Raw genomic sequence first — 26,306 nt, 5'->3', positions numbered from 1 at the left:
TGAAGCCAGGGGATTCCCAATTCACCGAGAACCGGACACGGAGACTTGCTCCATGCCGCTTACATTCTCTCCAAGGGCTAACACCGCCAGCCCGGCGGCTTTAATGTTGACCGCGGCGTTCACGTCACGGTCGTGTTCGCTTGCGCATTCGGGGCACGTCCAGGCACGAACCTGCAACGGCATCTCGGGCATCACATGCCCGCAGCCGGAGCAGCGTTTGCTGGACGGGTACCACTGGTCGATGGCCGCCAGTTGCCGACCCGCCCAAGCCGCCTTGTATTCCAGTTGGCGGACGAACTCGCCCCAGCCAGCGTCGCTGATCGACTTGGCCAGGGCAGGGTTGCGCAGCATGTTCTTCACCTTGAGGGACTCGACGCAGATCACTTGGTTCTCGTTGACGATCTGGCGGGACAGCTTGTGCAAGTTGTCCATCCGGCAATCGAAGATCTTGGCGTGAAGACGGGCGACCTTCTGCCTGGCCTTGGCGCGGTTCTTGGAGCCGAGCTTTTTCTTGCTCAGGTTCCGCTGCGCCTTGGCCAGGCGGGTCGCGTACTTCACCGTATGGTGGGGATTGCCGATTCGATGCCCGTCGCTGGTGACGACCAGGTCTTTCAAACCGAGGTCGATGCCCACCACTTTCGGGGTCACGGGCAGCGTCTCGGGATCGAACTCGCACAAGCAGCTGACGAAGTAGCGGCCTGCCGAGTCCTTGGTCACGGTGATAGTCGTCGGTTCGCTGGGCAGCTCGCGGCTCCAACGCACCGGCAGCGGCTCCTTGCACTTGGCAAGAAACAGCTTTCCGTCTCGGTACTTGAACCCGGAGCGAGTAAACTCCGCCGACTGGCGGTGACGCTTGCTCTTGAAGTTCGGGTAGCGGGCACGGCCTTCGAAGAAGTTCTTGAAAGCCGTCTGCTGGTGTCGAAGGCACTGCTGAAGCGGAACCGAGCTGACCTCATTGAGGAAGGCCGTGTCCTCGGCCTTTTTCATCCGCGACAGCTCGGCGTTCGCGGCCACATAGCCGATCTTCTCTCGGCGCTCGTAGAACGCATCGGTGCGATAGCGAAGCACCGCGTTGTAGACGAAACGCACACAGCCAAACGTCCGAGCAAGAAGCTGTTCTTGCTCAGGCGTCGGATAGAAGCGGTATCGGTAAGCGCGTTTCATCATATACATACTGTATAAACAAACATGTGTAAATAGCAACCATCAAAAATAGAGGCAGCGAGAACAGGGTCGTCCTGGCGGACGACGCGCTATCCCTCCCCATGCCTGAAGGCAGGGGTCTCTCGCGCAATTTTGATGAATATCTCCAACCCCTACGACGGGACGCGCCGGGCCGGCACCGTGGGTCGGCCGCTACCGGGGGTGGAGATTCGTATCATCGATCGCGAGACCGGCCGGGAGGTGGCCGATGGCGAGATCGGCATCCTTCAGGTGCGCGGCCCCAACGTCTTCATCGGCTACTGGCGCATGCCCGAGAAGACGCGTGAGGAGCTGCTGGATGACGGCTTCTTCATTACCGGCGACCTGGCCATGATCGACGATCATGGCTACGTGCAGATCGTCGGCCGTGACAAGGACCTGGTGATCTCCGGTGGTTTCAATGTCTACCCCAGGGAGGCAGAGGAGGTCATCGACGAGCAGGCAGGCGTGGTGGAGTCGGCGGTGATCGGCCTGCCCCACCCCGACCTTGGCGAGGGCGTTACCGCCGTGGTGGTACTCCAGCCCGGAGCCAGTCTCGACGAGGCTGAAGTGCTCGGCCATCTCGAGGGGCGGCTGGCCCGTTACAAGCAGCCCAGGCGGGTGTTCTTCATCGACAGTCTGCCCCGCAACACCATGGGCAAGGTGCAGAAGAACCAGCTGCGCCAGCAGTTCCAGGACACCTACCGCTGAGCCCGTGACGCCAGAAAGATAGCGATGATGGCCGCGCCCACACCCTCGGCCGGCGCGGCCAGCCTCAGCGTCCCCGCTCATCCCGGGTCAGTGAGCTACCCGAGGCGGGGCGCTCCACCTCGAAGAGATCGCTGCAGCGGGCGTAGTCATTGCCGGCCATTCGCCCGAGGGGGCGCAGCCCCTCGACACTGACGTGCCGGCCATCCCATACGGCATCGTCGACATGAATCGACACCACCTCGGCGAGCACCAGGTTGCCGGCCAGTGGTTGATCACCGAAGCGGATGATCTCGCGCAGTCGACAGCCGAAGGCGACCGGTGCCCCGGCCACCCTGGGTACCGAAACGCCTGCCATGGCCACCTTCTCGAGCCCGGCGTGGATGAATTCGTCATCACCGTGCTCGAGTCCCGCACTGGTGGCATTCATCTCCTGCACCAATCCCTCACCGCTGATATGCACCACACACTCGCCCACCTGCTCCAGGTTGCGAATGGTGTCCTTGGGGTTGGCGTCTCCATCGAGCAGGGGGGAAAACCCCAGCACCGGCGGGTTGACGCTGACGACATTGAAAAAGGAAAAGGGTGCCAGGTTGGCATTGCCCCGGTCGTCCAGAGTCGAGACCCAGGCGATGGGCCGCGGACAGATGCTGCCCGAGAACAGCCGGTAGATCTTTGCGGCGCTTAGTTCCTGCTCTTCCAGCAGATAGTCACTCATACCGTATCCCCGTTATCGAACCTGTTCCCGATGGTACCCCATCCCGGAGTGCGTCCCGCCCCTGAAGGGAATGTGACTGGCAGCGCAAGCTGAAACACTCGGATCAAAATTTTCGTATAAATCGAACCTTTAATGCAAAAAATGCCGCTTTCAATCGATTAAAATGAACAAATAACATGCACACATCGCTACGGGACCGAGCCCGCAACGACGCTCTCCATCCGACTTATCTCACCACTCCAGGAGGTACAAGATGATCCTGCGACGCGCCAATGAACGCGGTCATGCCAATCACGGCTGGTTACGCTCCCGTCACACCTTCTCGTTCGCCGACTACTTCGACCCCGACCATCTGGGGTTCAGGAAGCTGCGTGTCATCAACGAAGACCGAGTCCAGGGCGGGGCCGGCTTCGGCGCCCACCCACATCGGAACATGGAGATCATCTCCTACGTGCTGTCGGGCAGCATCGGTAGTTGTCAAGAAATCTGTCGCCTCTGAGGTCCTTCAAGCCGCCTGTTTTTCCGGTTCGGCGACGGTGACCTGGAGCTCCCGCTCCGGGTTAAGCGACACGGTGCCAATCGGCGTCCAGTTGCGGGTCTTACCGCTCCAACGAGCGGGGTTGGCCGCACGCGCTGCCTGATTGATGGCATGGCGCTTAGCCAGCACCTCGGTATCCTCTCCAGCGTGGCGCTGTGCCGGTGTCACCAGGCGGATCCCGCTGTGGCGATGCTCGTGGTTGTACCACTGCACGAAGCCGGCCACCCACTCACGGGCGTCGTCGACCGTGACGAACCCATTAACTGGGTAGCAAGGCCGGTACTTGCAGGTGCGAAACAGCGCCTCCGAATAGGGATTGTCGTTGCTGACCCGCGGCCGGCTGAAGGACGGGGTGATGCCAAGGTCATGCAGCTTCTCCAGCAGCGTCGCGCCCTTGAACGGGCTGCCGTTGTCCGCATGCAACACCAGTGGCTGATCGATGATCTGCTCGGCCAGCACCGCCCGCTCCAGCACGCTGCGAGAGTTATGGGCCGACTCGGCCAGGAACACCTCCCAGCCGGTGATCTTGCGGCTATAGATGTCGATCATCATCACCAGGTAGTAGTACTGCCCCTTGATCGGGCCGCCCATCCAGGTCGCGTCCCACGACCACACTTGGTTGGGCGCGGTGGCCTGGTAGGTCGTCGGCTCGGCGCGGCGTTGAGGCGGTTTGGCGCGGCCGCGGTGCACTACCTCCTGGTGCTTGTGCAGGACACGGTAGAACGTCGAGGGGGATGCCAGGTAGCGCTGCTCCTCGTCGAACAGGCGCACCACAATCTGCTCTGGCGGCAGGCTGGCGTACTTGGGACGATGGCACACGTCGAGGATTTCCTGCTCTTCGGCCGGTGTCAGCGCGTTAGCCGGCACCGGCCGGTCGACCAAAGGGCGCTGGTCCTCGCGTAGCTCGCCGTCGCGCGTCCAGCGCTGGTACGTTCTGGCGGTGATACCTAGCTCGCGGCAGGCGGCCTCCAGTCGGGCACCCTGGGCCCGGGCTTCTTCGATCAGCGCGATGGCGCGTTGGCGATCTGGGGTGCTGATCATGCGTCCTCGTCCCCCCAAATCGCCCTCGCCTTTTTTCTGAGGGCCAGTAACGCCGTGGTTTCTGCCAGGGCCTCGTTCTTGCGGGCGAGCTCCTTCTCCAGGGCTTTGATGCGCTTGCGTTGCTGCTTGGCCTCGTCGGCCTCACGTTGGCGTTCCGAGTGCGAGAGGCTGGCGGCTTGCTCGCAGTCGTGTCGCCACCGCTCGAGCTGCTCGGGATAAATCCCTCGGCGGCGGCAGTATTCCGCCGTCTCCTGGGCGTTCATCGAGGCGGTCTCGATCACGGCGCTGAACTTGTCCTTGGACGACCAGCCATCGGCGCCCTTGCCCAGAGCGTCCGGCAAGCAACGCCCCTCGGCGCGGGCTTCCTTGCGCCACTTGTAGACGGTACCCAGCGAGATCCCTTCCTGCTCCGCGATCACCTTCGGGGAGAGGTTGTGGGGAGGCAGCAGCTTGGTCACTACGGCTTGCCGGCGCTCCTCGGAGTAACGAGGCATGAGTGTCTCCTTTTGCCCCCTGGTCGGGTTTATAAGAACAGGGTATCAGATGGCGCGACACTCATCCTGACACTGGGGGGCATGGCCCACAAGGACAGCATGGGTAATGGAGCGGTCATGCAACCCGGTGATGTGCAGCGCATGTCGGCGGGTACCGGTGTGGTGCACAGTGAGTTCAACAACTCCTCGAGTGAGGGGCTTCACTTCCTGCAGATCTGGATCGAGCCAAAGCAACAGGGTATCGCTCCCAGCTACGAGCAGAAGCGCTTTCCGGAAGAGCAGCGACAGGGAGAGTGGCGACTGGTGGTTTCCGAAGCGGGCCGCGATGGTTAGGTCAGCATCAACCAGGACGTCAACCTCCATGCCGGACTGTTCGATGCCGGCGAACAGGCAGCGACACCGACGGTACGCCATGCGTGGCTGCATGTGGCCCGCGGCGCGGCCGAGGTCAACGGCCAGCGGCTCTCGGCCGGCGACGCCGCCGCCTTCGAGCCGGGAGAGCCCATCGACGTGACCGGCATCGAGGCCTCGGAGGTCCTGCTGTTTGATCTTGCGTAAGTTCGAGATAGTGTCGATCGACGGGGTGTCATCGCCCCTGCTTGCTCGACGCACAATGCCAGTACACCCTTCAAGGAGACGTCATGACTGACACGCTCAAGGTTCTCGCCATTTCCGGCAGCCTGCGAAAGGACTCCTACAATACCGCGGCACTTCGTGCGGCCAGGGACGCGGCCCCTGCCGACATCATCATCGAGTTCGCCGATCTGTCACGGATCCCCCTCTACGACCAGGACCAGCGTGATCGGGAAGTCCCCGCTGCCGTGGCCAGGCTCGCGGAGCAGATCAAGGAGGCCGACGCGCTGCTGTTCGCCACGCCGGAATACAACTACTCGATGTCCGGTGTGCTGAAGAATGCCATCGACTGGGTCTCTCGCGAACGGCCCCAGCCGTTCGCCGGCAAGCCCGCCGCGATCATGAGCGCCAGCATGAGCCTGCTGGGCGGGGTGCGTGCGCAATATGATCTGCGGCGTACCATGGTCGCTCTGGACATGCATTGCGTGAACAAGCCGGAAGTGATGATTTCCTCTGCCCATCAACGCTTCGATGCCGAAGGCCGTCTTGCCGATGAGACCACACGCGAGTTCATCGCCAAGCTGGTAACGGCCCTTGGCGACTGGAGCCGGCAGCTTCAGGCGGGAGAAAAGGCGCTAAGCCCCCAAGCCCGCTAGCCTGACGAGACACTCAATCGGGCCATGACGAACTGCAAGGCCCGTGCCTCGCCCCTTTTCGAAACAGCGCGACATCGGCGGGGGCGTGACTCGCTTCATGCCCCTGCCGATTTACGGCACCATGAGGGTCCGCCTATCGTTGCGAAGGACTCGCCATGCCCTCATGCCTCTTCCAGGAAACCGAGCTTACTCCCGGCTTCATGGTGATCCATGGCAACCGCCTGGAGGCCCTGCGAGGCCTGGCGGTCGAATGGATGCGCCGCCACCCGCTCGCGCCACTGGAGAACGAGACGATCCTGGTGCAGAGCAACGGCATCAGCCAGTGGCTGAAGCTGGCGCTCGCCGAGGACCGCGACCAGGGTGGCGCCGGGATCGCCGCGGCCCTGGACGTGACCCTGCCCGCGCGCTTCCTGTGGCAGGCCTATCGGGCCGTTCTCGCCCAACGAGAAGGCGAAGACGCCGTGCCCCCGGTCTCCCCCTTCGACAAGCCGCGCCTGGTGTGGCGGCTGATGCGGCTGCTGCCGACTCTGCTCGACGCCTCCACCTTCGCTCCCCTGGCACGCTTCCTGGAAGGCGATGACGACCTGCGCAAGCGCCATCAGCTCGCCGAGCGCCTGGCGGACCTCTTCGACCAGTACCAGGTCTATCGCGCCGACTGGCTAGCCGCCTGGGCGAAGGGGGAGGATGTGCTGATCTCCGCCCGGGGCGAGGCGCGTCTTCTCGCCGAGGAGCAGTGCTGGCAGGCCGAGCTGTGGCGGGTACTGCGCGAAGACATCGCCAGGGCCCATGGCGAGGCGGGCCTCGCCTCGAGCCGCGCGGCGGTGCACGAACGCTTTCTGGAAGCATGCCGGGAGCTCGACACAACGCATCGTCCGCACGGCCTGCCCCGCCGGGTCATCGTCTTCGGTATCTCCTCGCTGCCCGCCCAGACCCTCGAGGCACTGGCCGCCATGGCCCGGGTCAGCCAGGTGCTGCTCTGCGTGCACAACCCCTGCCGCCACTACTGGGCGGATATCATCGAGCACAAGGACCTCCTTCGGGCGGAGCGTCGGCGCCAGCAGCGGCGCCCCGGCATGCCGAAGGACCTGGCCGAGACCGAGCTGCATCTGCATGCCCAGCCACTGCTGGCCGCCTGGGGCAAGCAGGGCCGCGACTACCTGCGCCTGCTGGATGAGTTCGACGAGGCCCAGGCCTATCGTCGTCTGTTCGAGGGCGAGTCACTGCGCATCGACCTGTTCGAATCCCCCCTGGGCGAGAGCGAGGCAGCGGCGGTCTCCCCGGAGATGAGCCCCAGCCTGCTTCGCCAGCTGCAGGACGATATTCTCGAGCTTCGCCCTCTCCAGGAGACTCGTGACACCTGGCCGGCGGTGGACCCGGCCCACGACCGTTCGCTGCGCTTCCAGGTGGCCCACAGTGCCCTGCGTGAGGTGGAGATCCTTCACGACCAGCTGCTCGCCGCCTTCAGCGAGGACCCGACCCTCAAGCCTCGCGACATCCTGGTGATGGTGCCCGACGTGGACCAGTACGCCGCCGCGGTGCAGGCGGTATTCGGTCGCCTCGACGCCGACGATCCGCGCCATATCCCCTTCACCCTCTCCGACCAGGCCAGCCGCCACCGCCTGCCGCTGCTGATCGCCCTGGAATCGCTGCTGCGCCTGCCGGAACTGCGCCTCTCGGTAAGCGACCTCCTCGACCTGCTGGAGGTGCCGGCGCTGCGTGCACGCTTCGGCATCCCGGAGAGTGGCCTGCCCACCCTGCGCCGCTGGATCGAGGGTGCCGGCATCCGCTGGGGGCTCGACGCCCATCAGCGCCAGAGCCTCGACCTGCCGGAGGGCCTCACCGCCAACACCTGGTCCTTCGGCCTGCGCCGGCTGCTGCTCGGCTATGCGGTGGGAAATGCCGCCGAGGGGCCCTGGCAGGGTGTGGAACCCTATGACGATATCGGCGGGCTGGAGGCGGCTCTGGCCGGCCCGCTGATTGACCTTGTCGATACCCTGGAAACCCAGTGGCGCACCCTGGCCGAGCCCTGTGATGTGGCCACCTGGGGTGAGCGGCTGCGCGGCCTGTTGGAGGCCTGTTTCCTGGCCGACTCGGACCAGGACCTGATGGCGCTGACGCGACTCGAGCAGGCACTGGAAAGCTGGCAGGAGAGCGCCGAGGAGGCCGAGCTCAGCGAACCCCTGCCGCTCTCGGTGGTGCGCGAGCACTGGCTTGCCCAGATCGACGAGGCGAGCCTCTCCCAGCGCTTCCTGGCCGGGGCGGTGAACATCGCCACCCTGATGCCGATGCGCGCCATCCCCTTCCGCCACGTCTGCCTGCTGGGCATGAACGATGCCGACTACCCGCGAGTACAGCGCCCGCTGGATATCGACCTGATGGCTCAGGATTACCGTCCCGGCGACCGCTCGCGCCGCGAGGACGACCGCTACCTGTTCCTCGAGGCAATGCTCTCGGCCCGCGACCGGCTGAGCATCAGCTGGGTGGGACGCAGCATCATCGACAACACGGAGCAGCCCCCCTCGGTGCTGCTCGGTCAGCTGCGCGATCACCTCGCCCGGGGCTGGCGCCTGGCCGGAAGCGAGGACGAAGCCAGCGGCAACCCCCTGCTGGCCGCGCTGACCACCGAGCATCCGCTGCAACCCTTCAGCATCGACTATTTCCGAGGTGCGGCACCGGGCACCGGTGGAGAGGGCTCGGGTCTCGCCACCTACGCCCACGAGTGGCGCGAGCTGCATCGCCACGACACCGAGTCCAAGGCCGACTCGACCACGGCGGCACCGCTGGCGCCATTCCACCAGGAGAACCCGCTGACCCTGGCCCAGCTGGGCCACTTCCTCAAGGCACCGGTGGAGGCCTTCTACAACACTCGACTCAAGGTCCACCTCGATACCGAGGCCACCGAGTCCCTCGACAGTGAACCCTTCATCCTGGATGGCCTCGACCGCTGGCAGCTGCAGAATGCCTTGATCGAGGCGAGCCGCACGGCGGTGGAGGCCGGTGAACCCCATGAGCCCGCCATGCTGGCCACCCTGGAGCGCCTGGAACGCGAGGGGCGCCTGGCCATGGGCGGCTTCGCCGAGCGCATGCGTGACGAGCTCGTCGAGCCCATGGAGAGTCTCTTCTCCGAATATCGTCAGGTGCTTGAGGAGTGGCCCCATGCCATGCAGGAGCCGCTGGACATCTCGCTCGACCTCCGGGAGACACCGGGCGACGCCCCGGCACTGGAGGACTGGCTGGGCGAGCTGCGGGTCAACGATGCCATGGAGCGCTGCCGTGTACTGCTTACCACCAGCAGCCTGGTCAACAAGGGCAAGTACCACTGGAAGCACTGGCTCACCCCCTGGGTCGCCCACCTCGCCGGCCAGCTGGAAGGGCCCATGACCACCCGACTGCTCTCCCGCGCCGGTGGTGGCACCCTCGCTCCGCTGCCCGCCGAGGAGGCCCGCGCGCACCTGGCAACCATCGTCGCCGCCTGGCAGCACGGCATGGCCACGCCCCTGCCGCTGGCCAGGGATGCCGCCTTCGCCTGGCTCGAGAAGGGCGGCACGCCCCAGGCCATGCAACGCTGCCTCGCCGGTGAGGCAGGCGATGAGGATACCAAGGCCTGGAGAGCCCTCGTCACCGCCTACTACGGCAGTGGCTTCAACAACGATCATGGCGAGCGCGGCCGTGATGCCTACCTGATGCGCCAGTGGCCGCAGCTGGAACTCATGTTGCGTGACGCGCTATCGCCCATGGGGTCTGACCCCGAGTTCATGGGGTCTGACCCCATGGGCTTCGCCGAGCTGGCCGAACGGCTCTACGCCCCGTTGCTACATGCGGTGAAGAAGCCGAAAGGGAAGAGCACCAGGGGAAGCACCGGAAAGGGCAACGGAGACAGGACATGACCCCACAGGACCAGACGCCCCCGACCCTGGACCCGATCCATCTGCCGCTCACCGGCAGCCGGCTGATCGAGGCCAGCGCCGGTACCGGCAAGACTTTCACCATCGCCCTGCTCTACGTGCGCCTGGTACTGGGCCCGCGGGACGAGACCGACACCGGGAGCTTCCCCCGTGCCCTCACCCCGCCGGAGATCCTGGTGGTCACCTTTACCAACGCCGCCACCCGGGAGCTGCGCGACCGCATCCGCGCCCGACTGGTGGAAGCCGCCGAGGCATTTCAATCACCGGAACCAGAGACGGAACCGGGGACAGTCCCCCATTTCGATGCCGCCGAAGGAGCGCCGGAGGCAGGCCGCAGAGGAGGTCCTACGCCAGGAACGGCGTCGGTAGCGCCCAGGGAGGGGTCCACAGCGCCTACTCGATGGTCCGACACTTCGGGGCCTGCCTCCGGATCAGCTCCGTCCATGAAAGCTCCATCAAAAGACGAGGTCGGCGACCCGTTGCTGGCCCTGCGCGACAGCTACCCCCGGGAGCGCTGGCCCGCCTGCGCCCGCCGCCTGCAGCTGGCCGCCGAGTGGATGGACGAGGCCACCGTCTCCACCATCCACTCCTGGTGCCACCGCATGCTGCGCGAGCACGCCTTCGAGAGCGGCAGCCTCTTCTCCCTGGAGATGAACCTCGACCAGTCGGAACTCGAGCTCGAGGTCGCCCGGGACTACTGGCGCAGCTTCTACTACGCCCTGGATACCGAGGCCCTGGCGGTGGTCAGCCGCTACTGGGAGAGCCCCGACGCCCTGGCCAAGGACGTACGCCGCCTGCAGGGTGACGCCGACCTGCTCCACGATGCCCCTGCACCCGCCGGGGCGCTGGCCAGCATGCAGGCAGAACGCAGGCGAGTGCTGGGCGAGCTCAAGGCGCCCTGGCCCGCCTGGCTCGATGAGCTCGACGAGGCCCTGGAGACAGCCGCCGCCGGCAAGGCCTTCGATCAGCGCAAGCTCAACAGCAAAAGCCGCGCCAACTGGCTGGGCGCCCTGCGCGACTGGGTCAACGACCCAGAACTCGACACCCCGGCACTGACCGACACTGCCTGGAAGCGCCTGACCCCGGAGGGCATCGCCGAGATCTGGAAGGACGGCGCGCCCCTGAAGCATGCTGCCCTGCAGGCCATCGCCGAACTGCCGGACCGGCTCCAGGCCCTGCCCGATGCCCATGCCGACCTGCTGGCCCACGCCGTACGCTGGATGAACGAGCGTCGCCGGCGGGTACAGCAACGCCGCGCCGAACTCGGCCCCGATGACCTGCTCGAGCGTCTCGATGTCGCCTTTGCCGGCCCCTCCGGCGAGGCCCTGGCCGCCCATGTGCGGCGCCAGTTCCCGGTGGCGCTGGTGGACGAGTTCCAGGACACCGACCCGGTGCAGTACCGGCTGTTCGACCATGTCTATCGGCTCGCGGCGGAGCCGGACCCCGGCGACCCCAGCGGCATCCTGCTGATCGGCGATCCCAAGCAGGCGATCTACGCCTTCCGCGGTGCCGATATCCACACCTACCTGCAGGCCCGCCGCGACACCGCCGGTCGCCATGTCACCCTGGGCACCAACTTCCGCTCGGCCGAGGCCATGGTGGCGGCGGTCAACCGGGTGTTTCGGTTCGCCGAGTCGCACCCGGCCGGTCGCGGCGCCTTCATGTTCCGCTCGACCGAAGGCGACAACCCCGTGCCGTTCCTGCCGGTCGCCGCCAAGGGCAGGAAGGACGTGCTGACTCGCGAGGGGGCCCCGGTGCCCGCGATGACGCTCTGGCATCTCCCCACCGAGGACGGTGCCTCCGAGGAGGGCATCGCCAAGGGTGCCTACTTCGAGGAGATGGCGGCGCGCTGTGCCACCCATATGGCCGAGCTGCTGCGCGAGGGACAGGCCGGTCGCACCGGTTTCAGCGAACCCGGCGAGCCATTCAGAGCGCTGGCGCCCTCGGATCTGGCGGTGCTGGTCAACAACGCCGGCGAGGCCAGGGCGATCCGCGATGCCTTGCTCGAGCGCGGCATCAAGAGCGTCTATCTCTCCGACAAGGAGGGGGTTTTCGAGACGCCCGCGGCCCTGGAGCTGGAGATATGGCTGGCCGCCTGCGCCGAGCCCGACAGCGAGCGTCGCCTGCATGCGGCGCTCGCCATGCACAGTCTTGGCATGAGCCTCGCCGCACTCGATGCCCTGCAGCACGACGAGCTGGTCTGGGAGGAGCGCGTCCTGCAGTTCCGGGCCTATCAACGCCAGTGGCAGCGCCAGGGGGTACTGCCCATGCTGCACCGATTGCTGGCCGACTTCGGCGTGCCCACCCGGCTATTGAAGAGTACCAGCGGCGAACGCCACCTCACCGACCTTCTCCATCTGGGCGAACTGCTGCAGCAGGCCAGTGCCGAACTGGACGGCGAGCACGCCCTGCTCCGCCACCTCGGCGAGGCCCGCGCCCAGCCGCCGGCCCAGGCGGATAGCCACCGGCTGCGCCTGGAGAGTGACGCCGACCTGGTGCAGGTGATCACCATCCACAAGTCCAAGGGGCTGGAGTACCCGTTGGTCTTCCTGCCCTTTATTTGCGCCTTCCGGGCGAAGAAGGCCAGCGACCTGCCACTGACCTGGCATGACGAGGCGGGGCGCCGTCGGCTCTCCCTGAAGCCCGACGAAACCGTGCTGGCCCGCGCCGACGACGAGCGTCTGGGCGAGGACCTGCGCAAACTCTATGTGGCCCTGACCCGTGCCCGCCACGCCACCTGGCTGGGCCTCGCGCCGCTCAAGGAGCTGGAGCGCAGCGCCATCGGCCAGGTACTGACCGCCGGGGCGCCGCTCTCGCCACCCGCGACGGAGGGACTGCTCGAGGCCCTCGTCCCCCTTGCCCAGGGGGCGGAGGAGTCGGAGCTACGGGTGCTGCCGGCCCCCGAGGCCGACGACCGGGTGGTGGCTCTCGAGACCAGCGACCAGCCCCTTCGCGAGGCTCTGAGCCCCGTTCGGCGAGCCCGGGAGCATTGGTGGATCGCCAGCTATTCGGCGCTGCAGTTAAGCGGCGCACGCATCGAAGGTGAAGGAGACGAGTCCGCTCTTCTGGAAGAGCCCGAAAAGGCACTGTTGATAGAGCCCGAAACCGCTCTGGAGGCCACCGCCCGGGAAATGCGCGACGAGCCCAGCGACCCCGCCCAGCCACTGCGGGTGAGCGACGACTCGCTGCACCGTTTCCCGCGTGGTCCGGCGGCGGGGACCTTCCTGCACGGCCTGCTGGAGTGGGCCGGCCAGGAGGGATTCTCGCGACTGGCCGCCGAGCCCGAACGGCTGGACGACACCCTGGCGCGGCGTGCCAACCTGCGTGGCTGGCGCGATCGCATCCCGGCGCTGCAGGCCTGGCTGCGTGGCCTGCTGGCAAGCGAGCTGCCTGTGCCGAAAGCCCCCGACGGACCGGTGGCGCCACTGCGCCTCGATCGACTGGAGAGCACTCGCTATCAGGTGGAGCTGGAGTTCTGGTTCGCCGCGCACAGGGTCGATACCACGCGTCTGGACGCGCTGGTCAGTACTCACACCCTGGGCGGCGCGGCACGCCCTGCCCTGGAGCGCGACCGTCTCAACGGCATGCTCAAGGGCTTTATCGACCTGGTGGTGGAACACGAGGGGCGCTTCTACGTGCTGGACTGGAAGTCCAACCACCTGGGCCGTGACGACGAGGCCTATTCCGAGGCGGCCATGCGCGATGCGGTGCTCGAGCGGCGCTACGACCTGCAGTACTGCCTCTATCTGCTGGCCCTGCATCGCCTGCTCAGGGCGCGCCTGCCCAATTACGATATCGACCGTCACCTGGGCGGGGCGCTCTACGTATTCCTGCGCGGCCAGCATGCCCCCTCCCGCGGCGTGCATCGCGAACGCCCGCCACGCCAGCTGATCGAGGCGCTCGATGCCCTGTTTCGTGACGCCGACACTACCGCTCTGGAGGCACAGCCATGAGTCACAGTGAGTCCACCATGAGCGATTTCTCACCCACCGCCGAGGCCCTGCACGACACCGCAGCGCTGTTCGCCCTGCTCGACCGCTGGGTGGAGCGCGGCTGGCTGCGCGCCCTGGACCGCGCCTTCGCCGCCTTCCTGGCCCGGGAGGTGGCCGACACCCCCGCCCCGCTGCTGCTGGCCGCCGCACTCGCCAGCCACCAGCTCGGCCGCGGCCATGTGTGCCTGGACCTGGCCCAGACCCTGGCCGAGCCTGACCTCGCACTCTCGCTGCCGCCGGAGGGCGACAGCCTGGAGGATCCACCGCCTCGACCCAGCCAACTGCTCACCGAGCTCAGCCTCGCCGACTGGCTGACGGCACTCGCTTACCCGACGATCATCGGCGACGGCCCCGGCAACACCCCGCTGGTACTCGAGGGCACTCGCCTCTACCTACGCCGCTACTGGCATCATGAGCGCTCGATCCAGCAGCATATCGCCGCCCGCCTGGAGAGCGACGCCGGAGGGGCCTCCGACCATGATCCCCATGCGGCTGAGACCGGCACGCTATCCCAGGCGCTTGCCGCCCTCTTCCCCGCCAGCGACACCCTGGACTGGCAGAAGGCCGCCTGCGCCCTGGCCATCCGCTCGCCCTTCGCGGTGATCACCGGCGGGCCCGGCACCGGCAAGACCACCACCGTGGTCAAACTGCTGACCCTGCTGCAGGCCCTGGCCCTGAGCGAAGGCCAGCGACCGCTGCGCATTCGCCTGGCCGCCCCCACCGGCAAGGCCGCCGCGCGACTCAACGAGTCCATCGCCGGGCAGGTCAGCTCCCTGGGACTGGAAGGCCTGGCCACCCTGTGGGAGCCCGATTTATCGGCGACTCATCAGTCCTCCCAGGACAACAGCGAGCGACTTCGCCAAGCGGTCCCCACCGAAGTCACCACCCTGCACCGCCTGCTGGGTTCGCGCCCCGATACCCGCCATTTCCGCCACAACGCGCGCAATCCATTGCCGCTGGATGTGCTGGTGGTGGACGAGGCCTCCATGGTCGATGTGGAGATGATGGCCGCGCTGCTCGATGCCCTGCCGCGGCGTGCCCGCCTGGTGCTGCTCGGTGACAAGGACCAGCTCGCCTCGGTCGAGGCCGGCTCGGTGCTGGGCGACCTGTGCGCCCGAGCCGAGGGTGGCCACTACACCCCGACCACAGCCGACTGGCTCAGCGAGGCCACCGGCCAGGTGCTGCCCACGGAGATGCTCGACCCCGCCGGGGCGCCACTGGACCAGGCCATCGCCATGCTGCGGGTCAGTCACCGCTTCGATGCCGAGAGCGGCATCGGCCAGTTCGCCGGTGCGGTCAATCGTGACCCGGTCAACCAGGACGTACCAGGCAAGCAAAAGCGCGCCGACATTCGCCGCGTGCTCGAACACGGCTACGCCGACCTCTCGCATCTCAAGCTCGACACCGACCACGACCACCGCCTGGAACGGCTGGTGGTCTCGGGTCACGCCGAAGGCTTCCCCGGCGCCGGCGAGGGTCGCCGGTTGCGCGGCCAGCCGCTGCCGCCACCGGTGGGGTATCGCCACTATCTGGAGACGATGAAAGATGTCGCGCCACCGGCGGAGGCAAACGGTGAAATCGACCGCGAGCCCCTGGATGACTGGGCCCGCGCGGTACTGGCCGCCCACGGCCAGTTTCAGCTGCTCTGTGCCCTGCGCCGCGGCCCCTGGGGCGTGGAGGGGCTCAATGAGCGCATCCGCACCGCGCTGGAGAAGGAGGGGTTGATCGACACCGGCAACGGCCGGCGGCTCTGGTACCCCGGCCGGCCGGTGCTGGTGACCCGCAACGACTACGGCCTGGGGCTGATGAACGGCGATATCGGCATCACCCTGGCGCTGCCGCGGCCGCGAGCTCCATCCGATGGGCCTGTTCGCGGCGTTCCGGCACTGCGCGTCGCCTTCCCGGCCGGGGACGGCAGCGGCCAGATCAAGTGGGTACTACCCAGCCGCCTGCAGGCGGTGGAGACGGTCTACGCCATGACGGTGCACAAGTCCCAGGGCTCGGAATTTACCCACACCGCCCTGCTCCTCCCCGACGCCCCCAATCCGATCCTGACCCGGGAGCTGGTCTACACCGGCATCACCCGCGCCAGACACTGGCTCACCCTGGTCGAAACCGGCCGCGGCCAGCTGCTGGACGCGGTAGAAAGGCGGGTAATGCGGGTGAGTGGACTGGGAGCGCCGGGTAAGATTCAGTAGGCGCCAGTGTGCTGCCCACATATGCCCGTCACACGATATGCCGACTGATACCTAGGGAGCGGGCAGCAGACCAGGGAGGGTCCTGAGCTCCCTCCAAGGCATGGGCTTGGCGAAGAGGTAGCCCTGTAACATGTCGCTTTTCCAACTTATCAGGATCTCCTGCTGCTCACGCTCCTCGACACCTTCGGCGACCACGATGAGATCCATATGGTGTGCCATGGTAATGATGCCCTGAACCAGAGCGGCATTGTCGCGACAGGTGAGGATATCCCCGATGAAAGAGCGATCGAGCTTGATCTTTTGGATCGGCAGGTCGCGCAGGTAGCCAAGGCTGGAGAAGCCAGTGCCGAAGTCGTCGATGGCGATCGTGATGCCCATCCCACGGAGGGTGTTGATTCTCTCGATGGCCTGCTCGGCGTCGCTCAGCAGGATGCTCTCGGTCATCTCCAGCTCGAGGAGTTCGGGGGGCAGCCCTGTCTCATCGAGAATGGCTTGCACCTCGGTGATGAAGCCGTCGCGGTGGAACTGAAGCGACGAGATATTGACCGCCACCGGAAAGACTCGCTCGCCCTTGGCGCGCATGGCGGCAAGGTGCTCGCAGACCTGCCGCAGTACCCAACGCCCCAGGGGAATGATCTGCCCGCTCTGCTCGGCGATGGGGATAAAGACTCCGGGAGAGATCATGCCATGTTCCGGATGATGCCAGCGGACCAGGGCCTCGAGGCTACGGATGCGGCCAGTGACGGCATCGATGATGGGCTGGTAGTAAAGCTCTAGCTGGTTATCGCGCAGTGCGATGTGGAGATCATGACGCAGCAGCACATGTTGATTGGTGTATTGCTTCCCTCCTCCTTGATACCACTGCCAGGTGTTGCGTCCCTGCCGTTCTGCTACCCCCACGGCAAGATCGGCTTTCTGCAGCAACTCATGAGCCTGCAGGGTATCTTCATCGCTACAGGCAACCCCGATGCTGCTACTGATGTGCAGCACTCTCTCCTCGATCTCGAAGGAGCGCTCGAAGATGGCGAGGATGCGCTCGGCGGCAACAGCCACTTCCTCGCGACTCTCGAGGTCCGGCAGCAGGAAGACAAACTCGTCGCCCGTCATGCGGGCCAGAGTGTCCCGGGGACCGAGCAGCGGTCGCAGACGGTCGGCGATGGCCACCAGCAGGTGGTTGCCGACCTCGTACCCCAGCCCTTCATTGATGGCCTTGAACCCATCCAGGTCGAGGTACATCACTGCCAGCAGGCGCTGATGTTGTTGGCACCACCGGTAGTCTCGCTCGAGTTGCTCGCCAAGTGCTAGCTGGTTGGGCAGGCCAGTCAACATATCGTGGCTGGCCTGGTAGGCGATCTTCGCCTCCTGTTGCTTTTGCTCGGTGATGTCCCGACAGATGCCATAGACACCGATGACTTCGTCCTCGACGACAACCGGAAAGTTGATGACATCAATGTAGCGGTGGCGGCCGTCGGCATGGAGGGCCTGAGTTTCGTAATGACGTGACTTGCCCCGCTTGGCGGCATCGAAGGCGGCGTGAGCCTGGTCGAGATGGTCGCGAGCAACGAAACTACTGAAGTGACGCCCCATAAGCTCCTTCATCGAGTAACCAGAAATGCTCTCCAGGGCGGCGTTGCCCTGCAGGAAGCGACCCTCGAGATCGAGCTCGTAGACCCCGTCAGGATGATTCACGAACAGAGCGTGGTACCGCTCGACCAGTGAGCGGTGCTGACGGCTGTTGCGGTCCTTGATGATCGCCAGAGCGATCAGGGCGGCGGCCTGTTGCAGCCGTCGCCGGCTGATGCCGCTAGGGGCGATGGGGTCACGATAGTAGGTACCGAAGGTCCCCAGCAGTTCGCCATCAGAGGAAAGGACCGGGCTCGACCAGCAGGAACGCAGCCCCTCGGCAAGCGCTGCGTCACGGAACCTGTCCCAGATTGGATCCGTCAGAATATCTTCCGTGAGGACCTGACGGCGCCGATAGGCTGCCTCGCCGAAGGACGCCATGCCCTCCCCGACCGAGACATTTTGGAGGCGCTCGAAATAGAGCCGAGAAAACCGCGAACTCGAGGTCAGGCTGAGGGTGCAGCGTGCTGGGTCGAAGCGCATGAAGGCAACGATGGCACCGGGAAGCTGAATCCCGACCCAGTGAGCGATGGCGTCCAGGGTGGTTTCAAGCGGTGCCTGTTGGGCGATCAGTTCGTGAATGGTCTGCTGCGCTTCCAGCAGGGCGAGGTCGTCGGTCACGTACAGGCCCCCATAAGATATACCTCCTGACGTCGTGAGGAGAGCGGTGCCCTCAGCAAATACTGAGCAAGCGGGTTTGGCTAGCCCGGCTCTTGCGCCGGGCATGAAACGGACGACTGACGGTTGCCGAGCCTACAGGCCGGTACATCACTGCTGCGTTACCTCCAGGCGTGTACCAGGGCGACCGTCATTCGTCTTCCACCACGATGCAGTTGCGCCCCATCTGCTTGGCACGATAGAGGGCGTCATCGGCCCGAGCCAACAGCGAGTCCATGCCGTCTCCCGGGCGATACTGGGCGATACCGGTGCTGATCGTCACTTCCAGGCCGTTGAGGCGTGCACTCGCGACCTGATAACGCAGACGCTCGGCGAAACTGGCAGCACCCTTGAGGCAGGTACCCTGCAAAAGGACAGTAAACTCCTCACCGCCCCAGCGGCACAGGATATCGGTGGTACGCAGCGTGCTGGCCACCCGCTCGGTGAGTCGCTTGAGTATGGCATCGCCGACATCATGGCCGTATCGATCGTTGACCTGCTTGAAGTGGTCGATATCGAAGAGCAGCAGAGTGAAGGGCATGCTGTCGCGTTCGGCTTGTTCCAGGGCCTGGCGCAGGGAGTCATCGAAGGCGCGGCGATTCAAGGCGCCAGTGAGGTGATCCCGTGTTGCCTGGCGCTCCAGCTCGTTTTCCATGCGCTTTCGCTCGGCGATATTATGGAAAACCGCGACGAAATGTCGAATCTCGCCCTCGTCGTCGTATACCGCGGTGATCGACTGCCACAACGGATAAACCTCACCGAACTTGTTGCGATTCCAGATCTCCCCCTGCCAATGGCCGGTGTCGAAAAGCGAGTCCCACAGCCGCCGATAGAATGCCGTGCCATGCCTGCCCGACTTGAAGATCCTGGGTGTCTTGCCCAGCACTTCATCCTCGCGATACCCGGTGACATCGGTGAATGCCTGGTTGGCACGCTCGATCCGCATCTCGGCGTCGGTAATCATGGTCGCCTGACCGGTCTTGAAGACCGTTGCCAACAGTTCGAGTTCACGCTTCTGGCGACGGCGCTCGGTAACATCCTCCTTGACAGCGACATAGTTGACCACCTGGCCCTGATCATCGCGCACCGGAGTGATCACCTCGGCTTCCCAGTAACACTCCCCGTTCTTGCGCCGGTTGAGCATTTCACCGCGCCACACCTCACCGGCCTTCAGCGTTTCCCAGAGATCCCGGTAGACCGAGGGTGCCGTCTCTCCTGACTGAATCACGGCTGGCGTCTTGCCCAGCAACTCCTCGCGGCTGTAGCCCGTCACATCGACAAAGCGCTGATTGACATACTCGATCTGCCCCTCGGTGTTCGTGATCGCGATGGCGACCGGGCTTTGCTCGACCGCGGTAGAGAGTTGATTGAGGCGCTGGCGCAAGGCTGACATCGTGCTGCAGTGACAAGCAGCGCCTTCCGCCCCCGCATTACCGGCCGACTGAACCGGGTTCACTCCTGCACGGTTATTTTTGACAGTCATACCACCTCCCATGCCGGCCCAGCTGTCGGTTCAGCACACTGCACTCCTCTTATGATTGACGTCCAGAGCTACGGTTAATGTGCAGAACATTAGCCGGCCCAACAGAGTAGGCAACACGGTCAAAAAGTCATAATCCTATAACACCCTCTCGCCACCTTCTTGACCATCATCAAGATTTTTCGAATCTACCAGTACTTGATTGACGAGCCTCCTGCGTCCAGCCACTGAAGCCCGAGCTGAGCCCCCCCACCTGACTCGCCATGCCTGAAGGGCTTTCCTGACCAGCCACAGTCATGCCCACATTGCACGAAGGATATGTTCACGAGGCGCGCAGCCACGCTAGCGGATGGCAAGGCAGGTGATGCGAAGCGGTGGATTGGTGGCGCCCGGGAAGGCATGATCATCGCCTGCAATCTTCACCAAGCCATTACCGGTGGCTCAAGCACAACGTTACGAAAGCCCTGCAAACCGGGTCTAGCCTTGCGAGCCGCTCTCGGGAAACACGATGCATAAAACGATACTCAAGACACAGGCATATACCACCGCGGTAGTGTTCGTGGTGCTGGCGGGTCTGCTGTGGGGCGGCAAGGCGCTCTACGACGCCAACCTCAAGGAGCGAGCCCTCGAGCGTCACACCCAGCTGCTGAGAACGGCCAGGACTCAGCTACAGGAACATCTGCTCAAGGCGGTACAGGATGCCCACCAGCTCGCGCTGCTCGACAGCGTAAGAGACTTCGTGGCGACCCCGTCTGCCGTCAACCAGGCCAGGATGGAACGCACCCTGATCGATACCAGCGATGTGTATGGACGCTACGACCAGATCCGGTTTATCGACCTGCAGGGCCATGAGCGGGTGCGCATCAACCATGCACCTGGCGCCTCCCATGCCGTGTCCGAGGAGGCACTGCAAGACAAGTCTGGACGCTACTATGTCCAGGAGGGGCTGAACCTGGAAGTGGGCCAGGTCTATCTCTCGCCGCTCGACCTCAACGTCGAACAGGGCAGGATCGAGACGCCCCACAAACCGGTGCTGCGTCTGGTGCGCATGATCGGCGACGGCGAAGGGGAGCCCGCTGGCCTGCTGGTGCTGAACTACCTGGCGGGCGGATTGCTCAACCAGTATCGCGCACACTTCCCCGCTGTCGACCGCGCCATGCTGCTGAACTCGGAGGGCTACTGGTTGCTCAACCACCGGCGCGAAAATGAGTGGAGCTGGATGTTGGGGCAGCCCGGACGCACCCTCTCCGCATGGCAACCGAGGTTGTGGGAGCGCCTGCAGGCAGAACCGACAGGGCAGCTGGAGTTGAACGACGACCTCTTCAGCTTCACTCGCTTCGATATCGCCAACTTCCGCAATGGCCTCTTTCACGGTGACTATGCGATCAATAGGGGGCTTATCAACGATACCTATGCCGCCGAGTGGACGATGCTGGTACAAACTGAAAAGGCTCAGTGGCAGGCAGGCGCGTTGTATCTCAAGAACTGGTTCAAGGCGTTCCTGGCCGGCCTGTTTGCGATGGCCGGGGTACTGGTTCACTTCATCATCACCAGTCGCGAAGAGCGACGTGCGGCGCGTGCGGCACAGCGCCAGCAGCTGGCGGACTTCAAGGATCTCTATGAGAACGCTCCCATCGGCTATGTGACCGTGGCGGCGGATGGGCTGATTACCAACGTCAACCGTGCCCTCCTGGACTACCTGGGTTATGAACGCGACGATATCGTGGATCGCCTGCGTATCAGTGATCTGATGGACGAGGAGTCACGGGAGACCATCCACGCATTGATGGGCTCCCTGGCCAGTGGTCAACAACAGCAGCATCGTGCCGACCTGGTGTGCCGAAATGGCGAGCGGCTGACCGTGCTGTGCAGCGTGTCATCACGACTCTCCCCTTTCAGCACGCTGATGGTGGGTCGCTGCAGCGTGCAGGACATCAGTGAGCAGGCGAGACTCGAACGCTCCCTCGAGGACCTGGCTTACCGTGATGCGCTGACGGGGCTGGCCAACCGACGTTACTTCGACGAGCTGGCCAGCAACGAGGTCAAGCGCCTCCAGCGCGAGGGCAACCCCCTAACCGCACTGGCACTGGATATTGACCACTTCAAGGCGGTCAATGATCGCTATGGGCATGATGCAGGCGATGAGGTACTGAAAGAGCTGGCAAAAACCTGCCAGCATCTGCTGCGTGGCACCGATATTCTGGCTCGCTTTGGTGGCGAGGAGTTTGTCGTGCTGCTGCCCAATGCCGATCTGGCTCAGGGTCATCGCCGAGCGGAAGCACTGCGTCAGGCACTGGCCGAAAAGCCGGTAACCCTCACCTCGGGTGAGGCCATTCACTACACGGTTTCCATCGGCGTGGCCACACACCCTCGTCCCGAACAAGACCGACTACCGCTGCTGCTCAAGAATGCCGACGAGGCACTCTACCGGGCCAAGCGCAGCGGTCGCAATCGCGTCTGTGTGGCGTTGCCGGCCTCACTGCCCCAACAAGGCTCCGCGTCAGCGAATACCGCGTAGGCCGATTAAACGTCTGGCAACGCCCGGTTCCGATATCCTGACCCGGGATCCAGTCGCCTTCGGGTCCACCATGCCCGACGGGAGACGCAATGCCCTTCAACCCAAACTGGACGGGGAGAACCTGGCCTTGCCGGCACCAGGAACCACACATCACTTGCACCGGTTGACCGGTCAGTTCCACGAGCAGGGCAGGGAAGCGCTGTATCGCCGAAGCATCCAGCCGCGAGTTCGAACGGAAACCGGCCTGGCGCTAAGCGTGGCGGCCTTGATCTTCGGCATGTTTGCCATCTCGGACTATTTTTATACCGGCTTGACCCTGGAGTTCACGCTGTTGATCACCATGCGCATCCTGGTGGTCGTCTCATGCCTGACCCTCGCCGTCGTGATTGGACACCGAGGCCACTACATCTGCCATGACTGGCTGCACGCCCTGCCACTCTGGATACTGGCAACCGGTATCATCCTGATCGTTCCCTTGCGACCCGAGAGCCTTGCAACCCAGGTGCCGGCAGTCGTGGTCGCCACCATGGCCTTCTATCTGCTCATCCCAAATCTGCTGCCCGTCGCGGCAGTCGCCAGCCTCTATCTGGGCATCGGCTTTCTGATTGCTTCCGTGATGGCGGCGGACGCCTCTGCCGTGGTCGTGATGCGCACCACCCTGCTGCTTATCATGACCAATGGTGTAGGCTTCTTCACCCTGCTACGCCTGGAGAAGCTGCAGCGCAAGCAGTTCGCGCTTCTGCAGGAGGAGCGTGTACAGAACCGCCAGCTGGTCGAGGAGATCGCACACCGCAAGTCGCTGGAGGCACAGCTGCGCAGGGTCGCCGAGCAGGACGCGCTGACCGGCCTGGACTCTCGCCGCCACTTCATGACACGCGCCAAGACGCTGCTACGGCGCACGCGGCGCGACCAGGCGCCCTTCTGCCTGTTCATGATCGACGTGGATCACTTCAAGGCCATCAACGATACCTGGGGACATAGCCAGGGAGATCGAGTGCTGGCCGCGATCGCGGAAGCCTGCCGGCGATCCCTCCGTCCCCAGGATGTGATCGGGCGTTTCGGGGGCGAGGAGTTCATCGTGGCCCTGCCGGAGACCCATCTGAAGGACGCACGAATGGTGGCGGAGCGCCTGCGGAGCAAGATCAGCGAGCTGACGGTGATGGAGGCCATGCCCGACCACCGCCTCACCGTCACCATCGGCATCGCCGAAGTTCTCGACGATGAAACCGATCTGGACGAGCTGATCCAGCGGGCCGACCGCGCGCTCTACAATGGCAAGCACGGCGGCAGGAACCGGGTAGTGGTCAGTCACGAGGTGGCGGCGGAAGTTTCATCTTCATCCTCGAGAGGATCCTCCAGCGGCTCACCCTCCTCGTTCTGAAGCTGGTGGTCGTAGGCCGCCTGAAGACCGCCCTCCTCCTCGGAGGCCTCCTCCTCCGCCTGGGCGATGGCGCCGGGGTAGAAGGGCGAGAGCACGGCCACCAGAATGCCGAGGGCCGCGAACATGGCGAACGCATCGGCATAGCCAAAGCCATCCACCAGCGCCCCCACTGCCGGCGAGCCAGTGGCCTGGCCCAGCGATACCGCCATGAAGGGCAGCACCGGCCCCATCGAGAGCCGGCCCGGCAGCAACCGGATGCCGGTCATCAGATAGAGACCGGTCAGGCTCATGTAGGCCAGGCCGAAGACCAGCGCGGAAAAGGCCGCCAGCACCGAGTTGGCGGGGCTTGCCGCCAGCAGCGCCAGGCTCGCCGCCAACATCATCAGCATCAGCGCCTGGGTAATCGGCGGGTTGTTGCGATCGGCCAGATCGGCCACCATGGCACCGCCAAGCCCCGCGATACCCACCGCCAGCCATAACCACCCTGTAACGCCCGGGGGAAGGCCACCCAGGGTGACCACCAGGTCAGGCGCGAAGATCCAGTAGGCGGAGGAGACCAAGCCCATCACATAGGCAAACAGCGATAGCCTGACCAGCCGTGACCACGGCAGCTCGCCAAGCGGCGGTGGTGATGCCGCGTCGGCCGGCACGACCCGCGAGACCGAGGGCAGGAGGAGCCAGGCGGCGATCACACCGAGAACGGCAAGAACGGCGAAGGAGAGATAGGCGTGGCGCCAGGCGCCAGCCAGGAACAGCACCGTCGGGACGGCCACGATCACGCCGATGCTGGTCCCCGCGTTCATCACCGAGCTGACGCGGCCATGCAACGACCGCCTGACTGTTGCCTGCATGGCCGCGGTCAGCGCAGGCATCATCAAGCCGGTGCAGATGCCACACGCGAATACCCCCGAGCCCAACATCAGCGGCCCACTGGCTCGACTGATCAGCGCAAGCCCGGCGGCACCGAAGAGTCCCGAGAGCACCGCCGTATAGCGGGCGCCGAGATGGTCGGTGATCACGGGGGCCACCGCGGTGGCCAGAAGGAAGCTGATCAGCGGCAGTGAGCCGATGATGCCGATCACATAGGAGGAGAGGCCCAGCTCGTCGCGTATCGGGGGCACGAAGAGCCCGAAGGCGAAGCGTGCCAACCCATAGCTGATGGCAACCAGGGCGGCCCCGAAGATCGCGAACCCCGTTCCCGAAAGCGGTTTCATGGCGACTCCTCCTGTCGGATTTCGAGGGTGCGTGACCGGCGTGGCCGAGATTGCGACGCGGGCACGTCAGACTCGACAATGCCACCGACCCGGGCCGCCTTGCCACCCTGAAGCGAGAGTGTCTTGTTTGATAGCTCTCGAAATGGCCGCCCCCGAGCGATACGATTACCATCGATGCCATCACCACACAGGGAGCACTCCATGGCGGCCGCGTACCGCGCACCGGGCCAGATCATCACCTCACTGCTCGATACCGACTGGTACAAGCTGACCATGATGCAGGGGGTGCATCACAAGTACCCCAACGCCAGCGTGGCCTGGGAGTTTCGCTGCCGCAACGCCGAGAACCTGGCGCCCTACCTGGGCGAGATTCGCGACCAGATCGATCGGCTGGCCAGCCTGGCCCTGAGCCGCGACGAGTCGGCCTACCTGAGCGGTTTTCCCTACCTGTCCCCCGACTTCATTCGCTTCCTGGAGCTCTACCGCTTCCGCCCGGAGTACGTGGCTACCTACATGGAAGGCAGCGAGCTGTGCATCGTCATCGACGGTCCCTGGTCGCACAGCATCCTGTTCGAGATCGTGATCCTGGCGATCATCAGCGAGGTGCGAAATCGGGTGCTGCATCCCGACGCCAGCATCGACCAGGCGGTGAGCCGGCTGCGCGACAAGCTGGCGGCGCTGCGCCGCGACTACACGTCGGCCCAGCTGGCCGACTTCCGCCTGGCCGACTTCGGCACCCGAAGGCGGCTGTCGCAACCGGTGCAGGAGGCGATTATCGGCGTGCTGGCCGAGGAGTTTCCGGGCCAGTTCGTCGGCACCAGCAATGTCGATATCGCGCGCCGCCACGGCCTGGCACCGATGGGCACCATGGCCCACGAGTGGGTGATGGCCCACCAGCAGCTGGGCAGCCGGCTGGTGGACAGCCAGCGCGCCGCCCTGGAGGCCTGGGTCCAGGAGTATCGAGGCCATCTCGGCGTGGCGCTCACCGACACCATCACCCTGGATGCCTTCCTGGCCGACTTCGATCTCTACTTCGCCAAGCTGTTCGACGGCCTGCGCCACGACAGCGGCGATCCGCTGGTGTTCGCCGAGAAGTGCATCCGCCACTATGAGCGGCTGGGCATCGACCCCAGAGGCAAGACGCTGATCTTCAGCGATGCACTGACCTTCGACTCGGCCATGGCCATCAAGAAGGCGCTGGAGGGGCGCATTCGCACCAGCTTCGGCATCGGCACCAGCCTGACCTGCGACCTGCCCGGGGTGACGCCGATGAACATCGTCATCAAGATGGTCTCGTGCAACGGTCAGCCGGTAGCCAAGATCTCCGATGCCCCGGGCAAGGCCACCACCCGCGACCCGGAATATGTCCACTACCTGAGAAGCGTGTTCAACGTCGAAGAGCCGGCAGAGTCCGGACGATAGCCCCCG

Annotated in this window: 15 protein-coding genes and 2 pseudogenes; 11 read left to right on the top strand and 6 right to left on the bottom strand. The window is 64.9% G+C overall.

Annotation, left to right across the window (positions count from 1 at the left end):
* Window positions 1-21: 21 nt before the first annotated feature.
* Window positions 22-1,167, bottom strand: a complete 1,146-nt coding sequence (locus Q0894_RS08250) for an RNA-guided endonuclease TnpB family protein (RefSeq protein WP_299233595.1) — start codon at window positions 1,165-1,167, stop codon at window positions 22-24.
* Window positions 1,168-1,299: 132 nt separating this feature from the next.
* On the opposite strand from Q0894_RS08250, the pseudogene Q0894_RS08245 reads away from it, so the two are divergent.
* Window positions 1,300-1,893: pseudogene (locus Q0894_RS08245) on the top strand (AMP-binding protein); the annotation flags it as partial.
* Window positions 1,894-1,957: 64 nt separating this feature from the next.
* Here the strand turns inward: Q0894_RS08245 and Q0894_RS08240 are convergent.
* Window positions 1,958-2,608, bottom strand: coding sequence for a flavin reductase family protein (locus Q0894_RS08240; protein WP_299233592.1), 651 nt, complete (start codon window positions 2,606-2,608; stop codon window positions 1,958-1,960).
* Between the two features lie 253 nt (window positions 2,609-2,861).
* Between Q0894_RS08240 and Q0894_RS08235 the strand changes: the two are divergent.
* Window positions 2,862-3,077 (top strand): annotated as a pseudogene (locus Q0894_RS08235) (pirin family protein); the annotation flags it as partial.
* Window positions 3,078-3,113: 36 nt separating this feature from the next.
* Here Q0894_RS08235 and Q0894_RS08230 read toward each other — a convergent pair.
* Window positions 3,114-4,681, bottom strand: a protein-coding gene (locus Q0894_RS08230; RefSeq protein WP_299233589.1) for an IS3 family transposase whose coding sequence is annotated in 2 segments (ribosomal slippage) — window positions 3,114-4,216 and window positions 4,216-4,681 — 1,569 coding nt in all. Because the reading frame shifts where the segments join, the coding sequence is not laid out codon by codon here.
* Between Q0894_RS08230 and Q0894_RS15745 the strand changes: the two genes are divergently transcribed.
* The 6 genes from Q0894_RS15745 (at window position 4,622) to recD (ending at window position 16,005) form a co-directional block, all read left to right on the top strand.
* On the top strand, window positions 4,622-5,014 hold the full coding sequence (locus tag Q0894_RS15745; RefSeq protein ID WP_366130986.1) for a pirin family protein: 393 nt from the start codon (window positions 4,622-4,624) through the stop codon (window positions 5,012-5,014). The two genes, Q0894_RS08230 and Q0894_RS15745, sit on opposite strands and share 60 nt — an antisense overlap.
* A 6-nt stretch (window positions 5,015-5,020) precedes the next feature.
* Window positions 5,021-5,239 (top strand): hypothetical protein, encoded by a 219-nt coding sequence (locus tag Q0894_RS15740; protein WP_366130990.1) that lies wholly within the window; start codon window positions 5,021-5,023, stop codon window positions 5,237-5,239.
* Between the two features lie 83 nt (window positions 5,240-5,322).
* Entirely contained in the window at window positions 5,323-5,910 is a 588-nt protein-coding gene (locus tag Q0894_RS08220) for an NAD(P)H-dependent oxidoreductase (protein WP_299233586.1), read from the top strand.
* Window positions 5,911-6,065: 155 nt separating this feature from the next.
* Window positions 6,066-9,797, top strand: a complete 3,732-nt coding sequence (recC, locus tag Q0894_RS08215; RefSeq protein ID WP_299233584.1) for an exodeoxyribonuclease V subunit gamma — start codon at window positions 6,066-6,068, stop codon at window positions 9,795-9,797.
* Window positions 9,794-13,768, top strand: coding sequence for an exodeoxyribonuclease V subunit beta (gene recB / locus Q0894_RS08210; RefSeq protein WP_299233582.1), 3,975 nt, complete (start codon window positions 9,794-9,796; stop codon window positions 13,766-13,768). Before recC ends, recB begins: the two co-directional genes overlap by 4 nt.
* Window positions 13,765-16,005 carry an exodeoxyribonuclease V subunit alpha gene (gene recD / locus Q0894_RS08205; RefSeq protein ID WP_299233579.1) on the top strand — a complete coding sequence of 747 codons (2,241 nt, stop codon included), beginning with the start codon at window positions 13,765-13,767 and terminating at the stop codon, window positions 16,003-16,005. Before recB ends, recD begins: the two co-directional genes overlap by 4 nt.
* 51 nt (window positions 16,006-16,056) lie before the next feature.
* On the opposite strand, the gene Q0894_RS08200 is transcribed toward recD, so the two are convergent.
* On the bottom strand, window positions 16,057-18,249 hold the full coding sequence (locus Q0894_RS08200; protein ID WP_299233576.1) for an EAL domain-containing protein: 2,193 nt from the start codon (window positions 18,247-18,249) through the stop codon (window positions 16,057-16,059).
* Window positions 18,250-18,436: 187 nt separating this feature from the next.
* Window positions 18,437-19,678: a diguanylate cyclase gene (locus tag Q0894_RS08195; protein ID WP_299233573.1), complete on the bottom strand. Its 1,242-nt coding sequence runs from the start codon at window positions 19,676-19,678 to the stop codon at window positions 18,437-18,439.
* A 595-nt stretch (window positions 19,679-20,273) separates the two neighbouring features.
* On the opposite strand from Q0894_RS08195, the gene Q0894_RS08190 reads away from it, so the two are divergent.
* Window positions 20,274-22,283 carry a diguanylate cyclase gene (locus Q0894_RS08190; RefSeq protein WP_299233570.1) on the top strand — a complete coding sequence of 670 codons (2,010 nt, stop codon included), beginning with the start codon at window positions 20,274-20,276 and terminating at the stop codon, window positions 22,281-22,283.
* 154 nt (window positions 22,284-22,437) lie between these two features.
* Window positions 22,438-23,664 carry a GGDEF domain-containing protein gene (locus tag Q0894_RS08185; RefSeq protein ID WP_299233568.1) on the top strand — a complete coding sequence of 409 codons (1,227 nt, stop codon included), beginning with the start codon at window positions 22,438-22,440 and terminating at the stop codon, window positions 23,662-23,664.
* Here Q0894_RS08185 and Q0894_RS08180 read toward each other — a convergent pair.
* Window positions 23,592-24,878 (bottom strand): MFS transporter, encoded by a 1,287-nt coding sequence (locus Q0894_RS08180; RefSeq protein ID WP_299233566.1) that lies wholly within the window; start codon window positions 24,876-24,878, stop codon window positions 23,592-23,594. The genes Q0894_RS08185 and Q0894_RS08180 overlap by 73 nt on opposite strands.
* Before the next feature lie 201 nt (window positions 24,879-25,079).
* Between Q0894_RS08180 and pncB the strand changes: the two genes are divergently transcribed.
* On the top strand, window positions 25,080-26,300 hold the full coding sequence (gene pncB, locus Q0894_RS08175; protein ID WP_299233563.1) for a nicotinate phosphoribosyltransferase: 1,221 nt from the start codon (window positions 25,080-25,082) through the stop codon (window positions 26,298-26,300).
* The last annotated feature ends 6 nt before the right edge of the window (window positions 26,301-26,306 follow it).

Origin of the sequence: uncultured Halomonas sp., assembly GCF_947501415.1 — a bacterium.
In the GTDB taxonomy this organism is placed as follows: domain Bacteria; phylum Pseudomonadota; class Gammaproteobacteria; order Pseudomonadales; family Halomonadaceae; genus Halomonas.
This window is presented reverse-complemented; position numbering and strand designations above follow the sequence as displayed.

Excerpts from the sequence above, each read along its gene's own strand:
- Q0894_RS08250 (WP_299233595.1), bottom strand. The coding sequence starts at position 1,167 with ATGATGAAACGCGCTTACCGATACCGCTTCTATCCGACGCCTGAGCAA.
- recD (WP_299233579.1), top strand. The coding sequence starts at position 13,765 with ATGAGTCACAGTGAGTCCACCATGAGCGATTTCTCACCCACCGCCGAG.
- recC (WP_299233584.1), top strand. The coding sequence starts at position 6,066 with ATGCCCTCATGCCTCTTCCAGGAAACCGAGCTTACTCCCGGCTTCATG.
- Q0894_RS08180 (WP_299233566.1), bottom strand. The coding sequence starts at position 24,878 with ATGAAACCGCTTTCGGGAACGGGGTTCGCGATCTTCGGGGCCGCCCTG.
- Q0894_RS08240 (WP_299233592.1), bottom strand. The coding sequence starts at position 2,608 with ATGAGTGACTATCTGCTGGAAGAGCAGGAACTAAGCGCCGCAAAGATC.
- Q0894_RS08195 (WP_299233573.1), bottom strand. The coding sequence starts at position 19,678 with ATGTCAGCCTTGCGCCAGCGCCTCAATCAACTCTCTACCGCGGTCGAG.
- pncB (WP_299233563.1), top strand. The coding sequence starts at position 25,080 with ATGGCGGCCGCGTACCGCGCACCGGGCCAGATCATCACCTCACTGCTC.
- Q0894_RS08190 (WP_299233570.1), top strand. The coding sequence starts at position 20,274 with ATGCATAAAACGATACTCAAGACACAGGCATATACCACCGCGGTAGTG.
- recB (WP_299233582.1), top strand. The coding sequence starts at position 9,794 with ATGACCCCACAGGACCAGACGCCCCCGACCCTGGACCCGATCCATCTG.
- Q0894_RS08220 (WP_299233586.1), top strand. The coding sequence starts at position 5,323 with ATGACTGACACGCTCAAGGTTCTCGCCATTTCCGGCAGCCTGCGAAAG.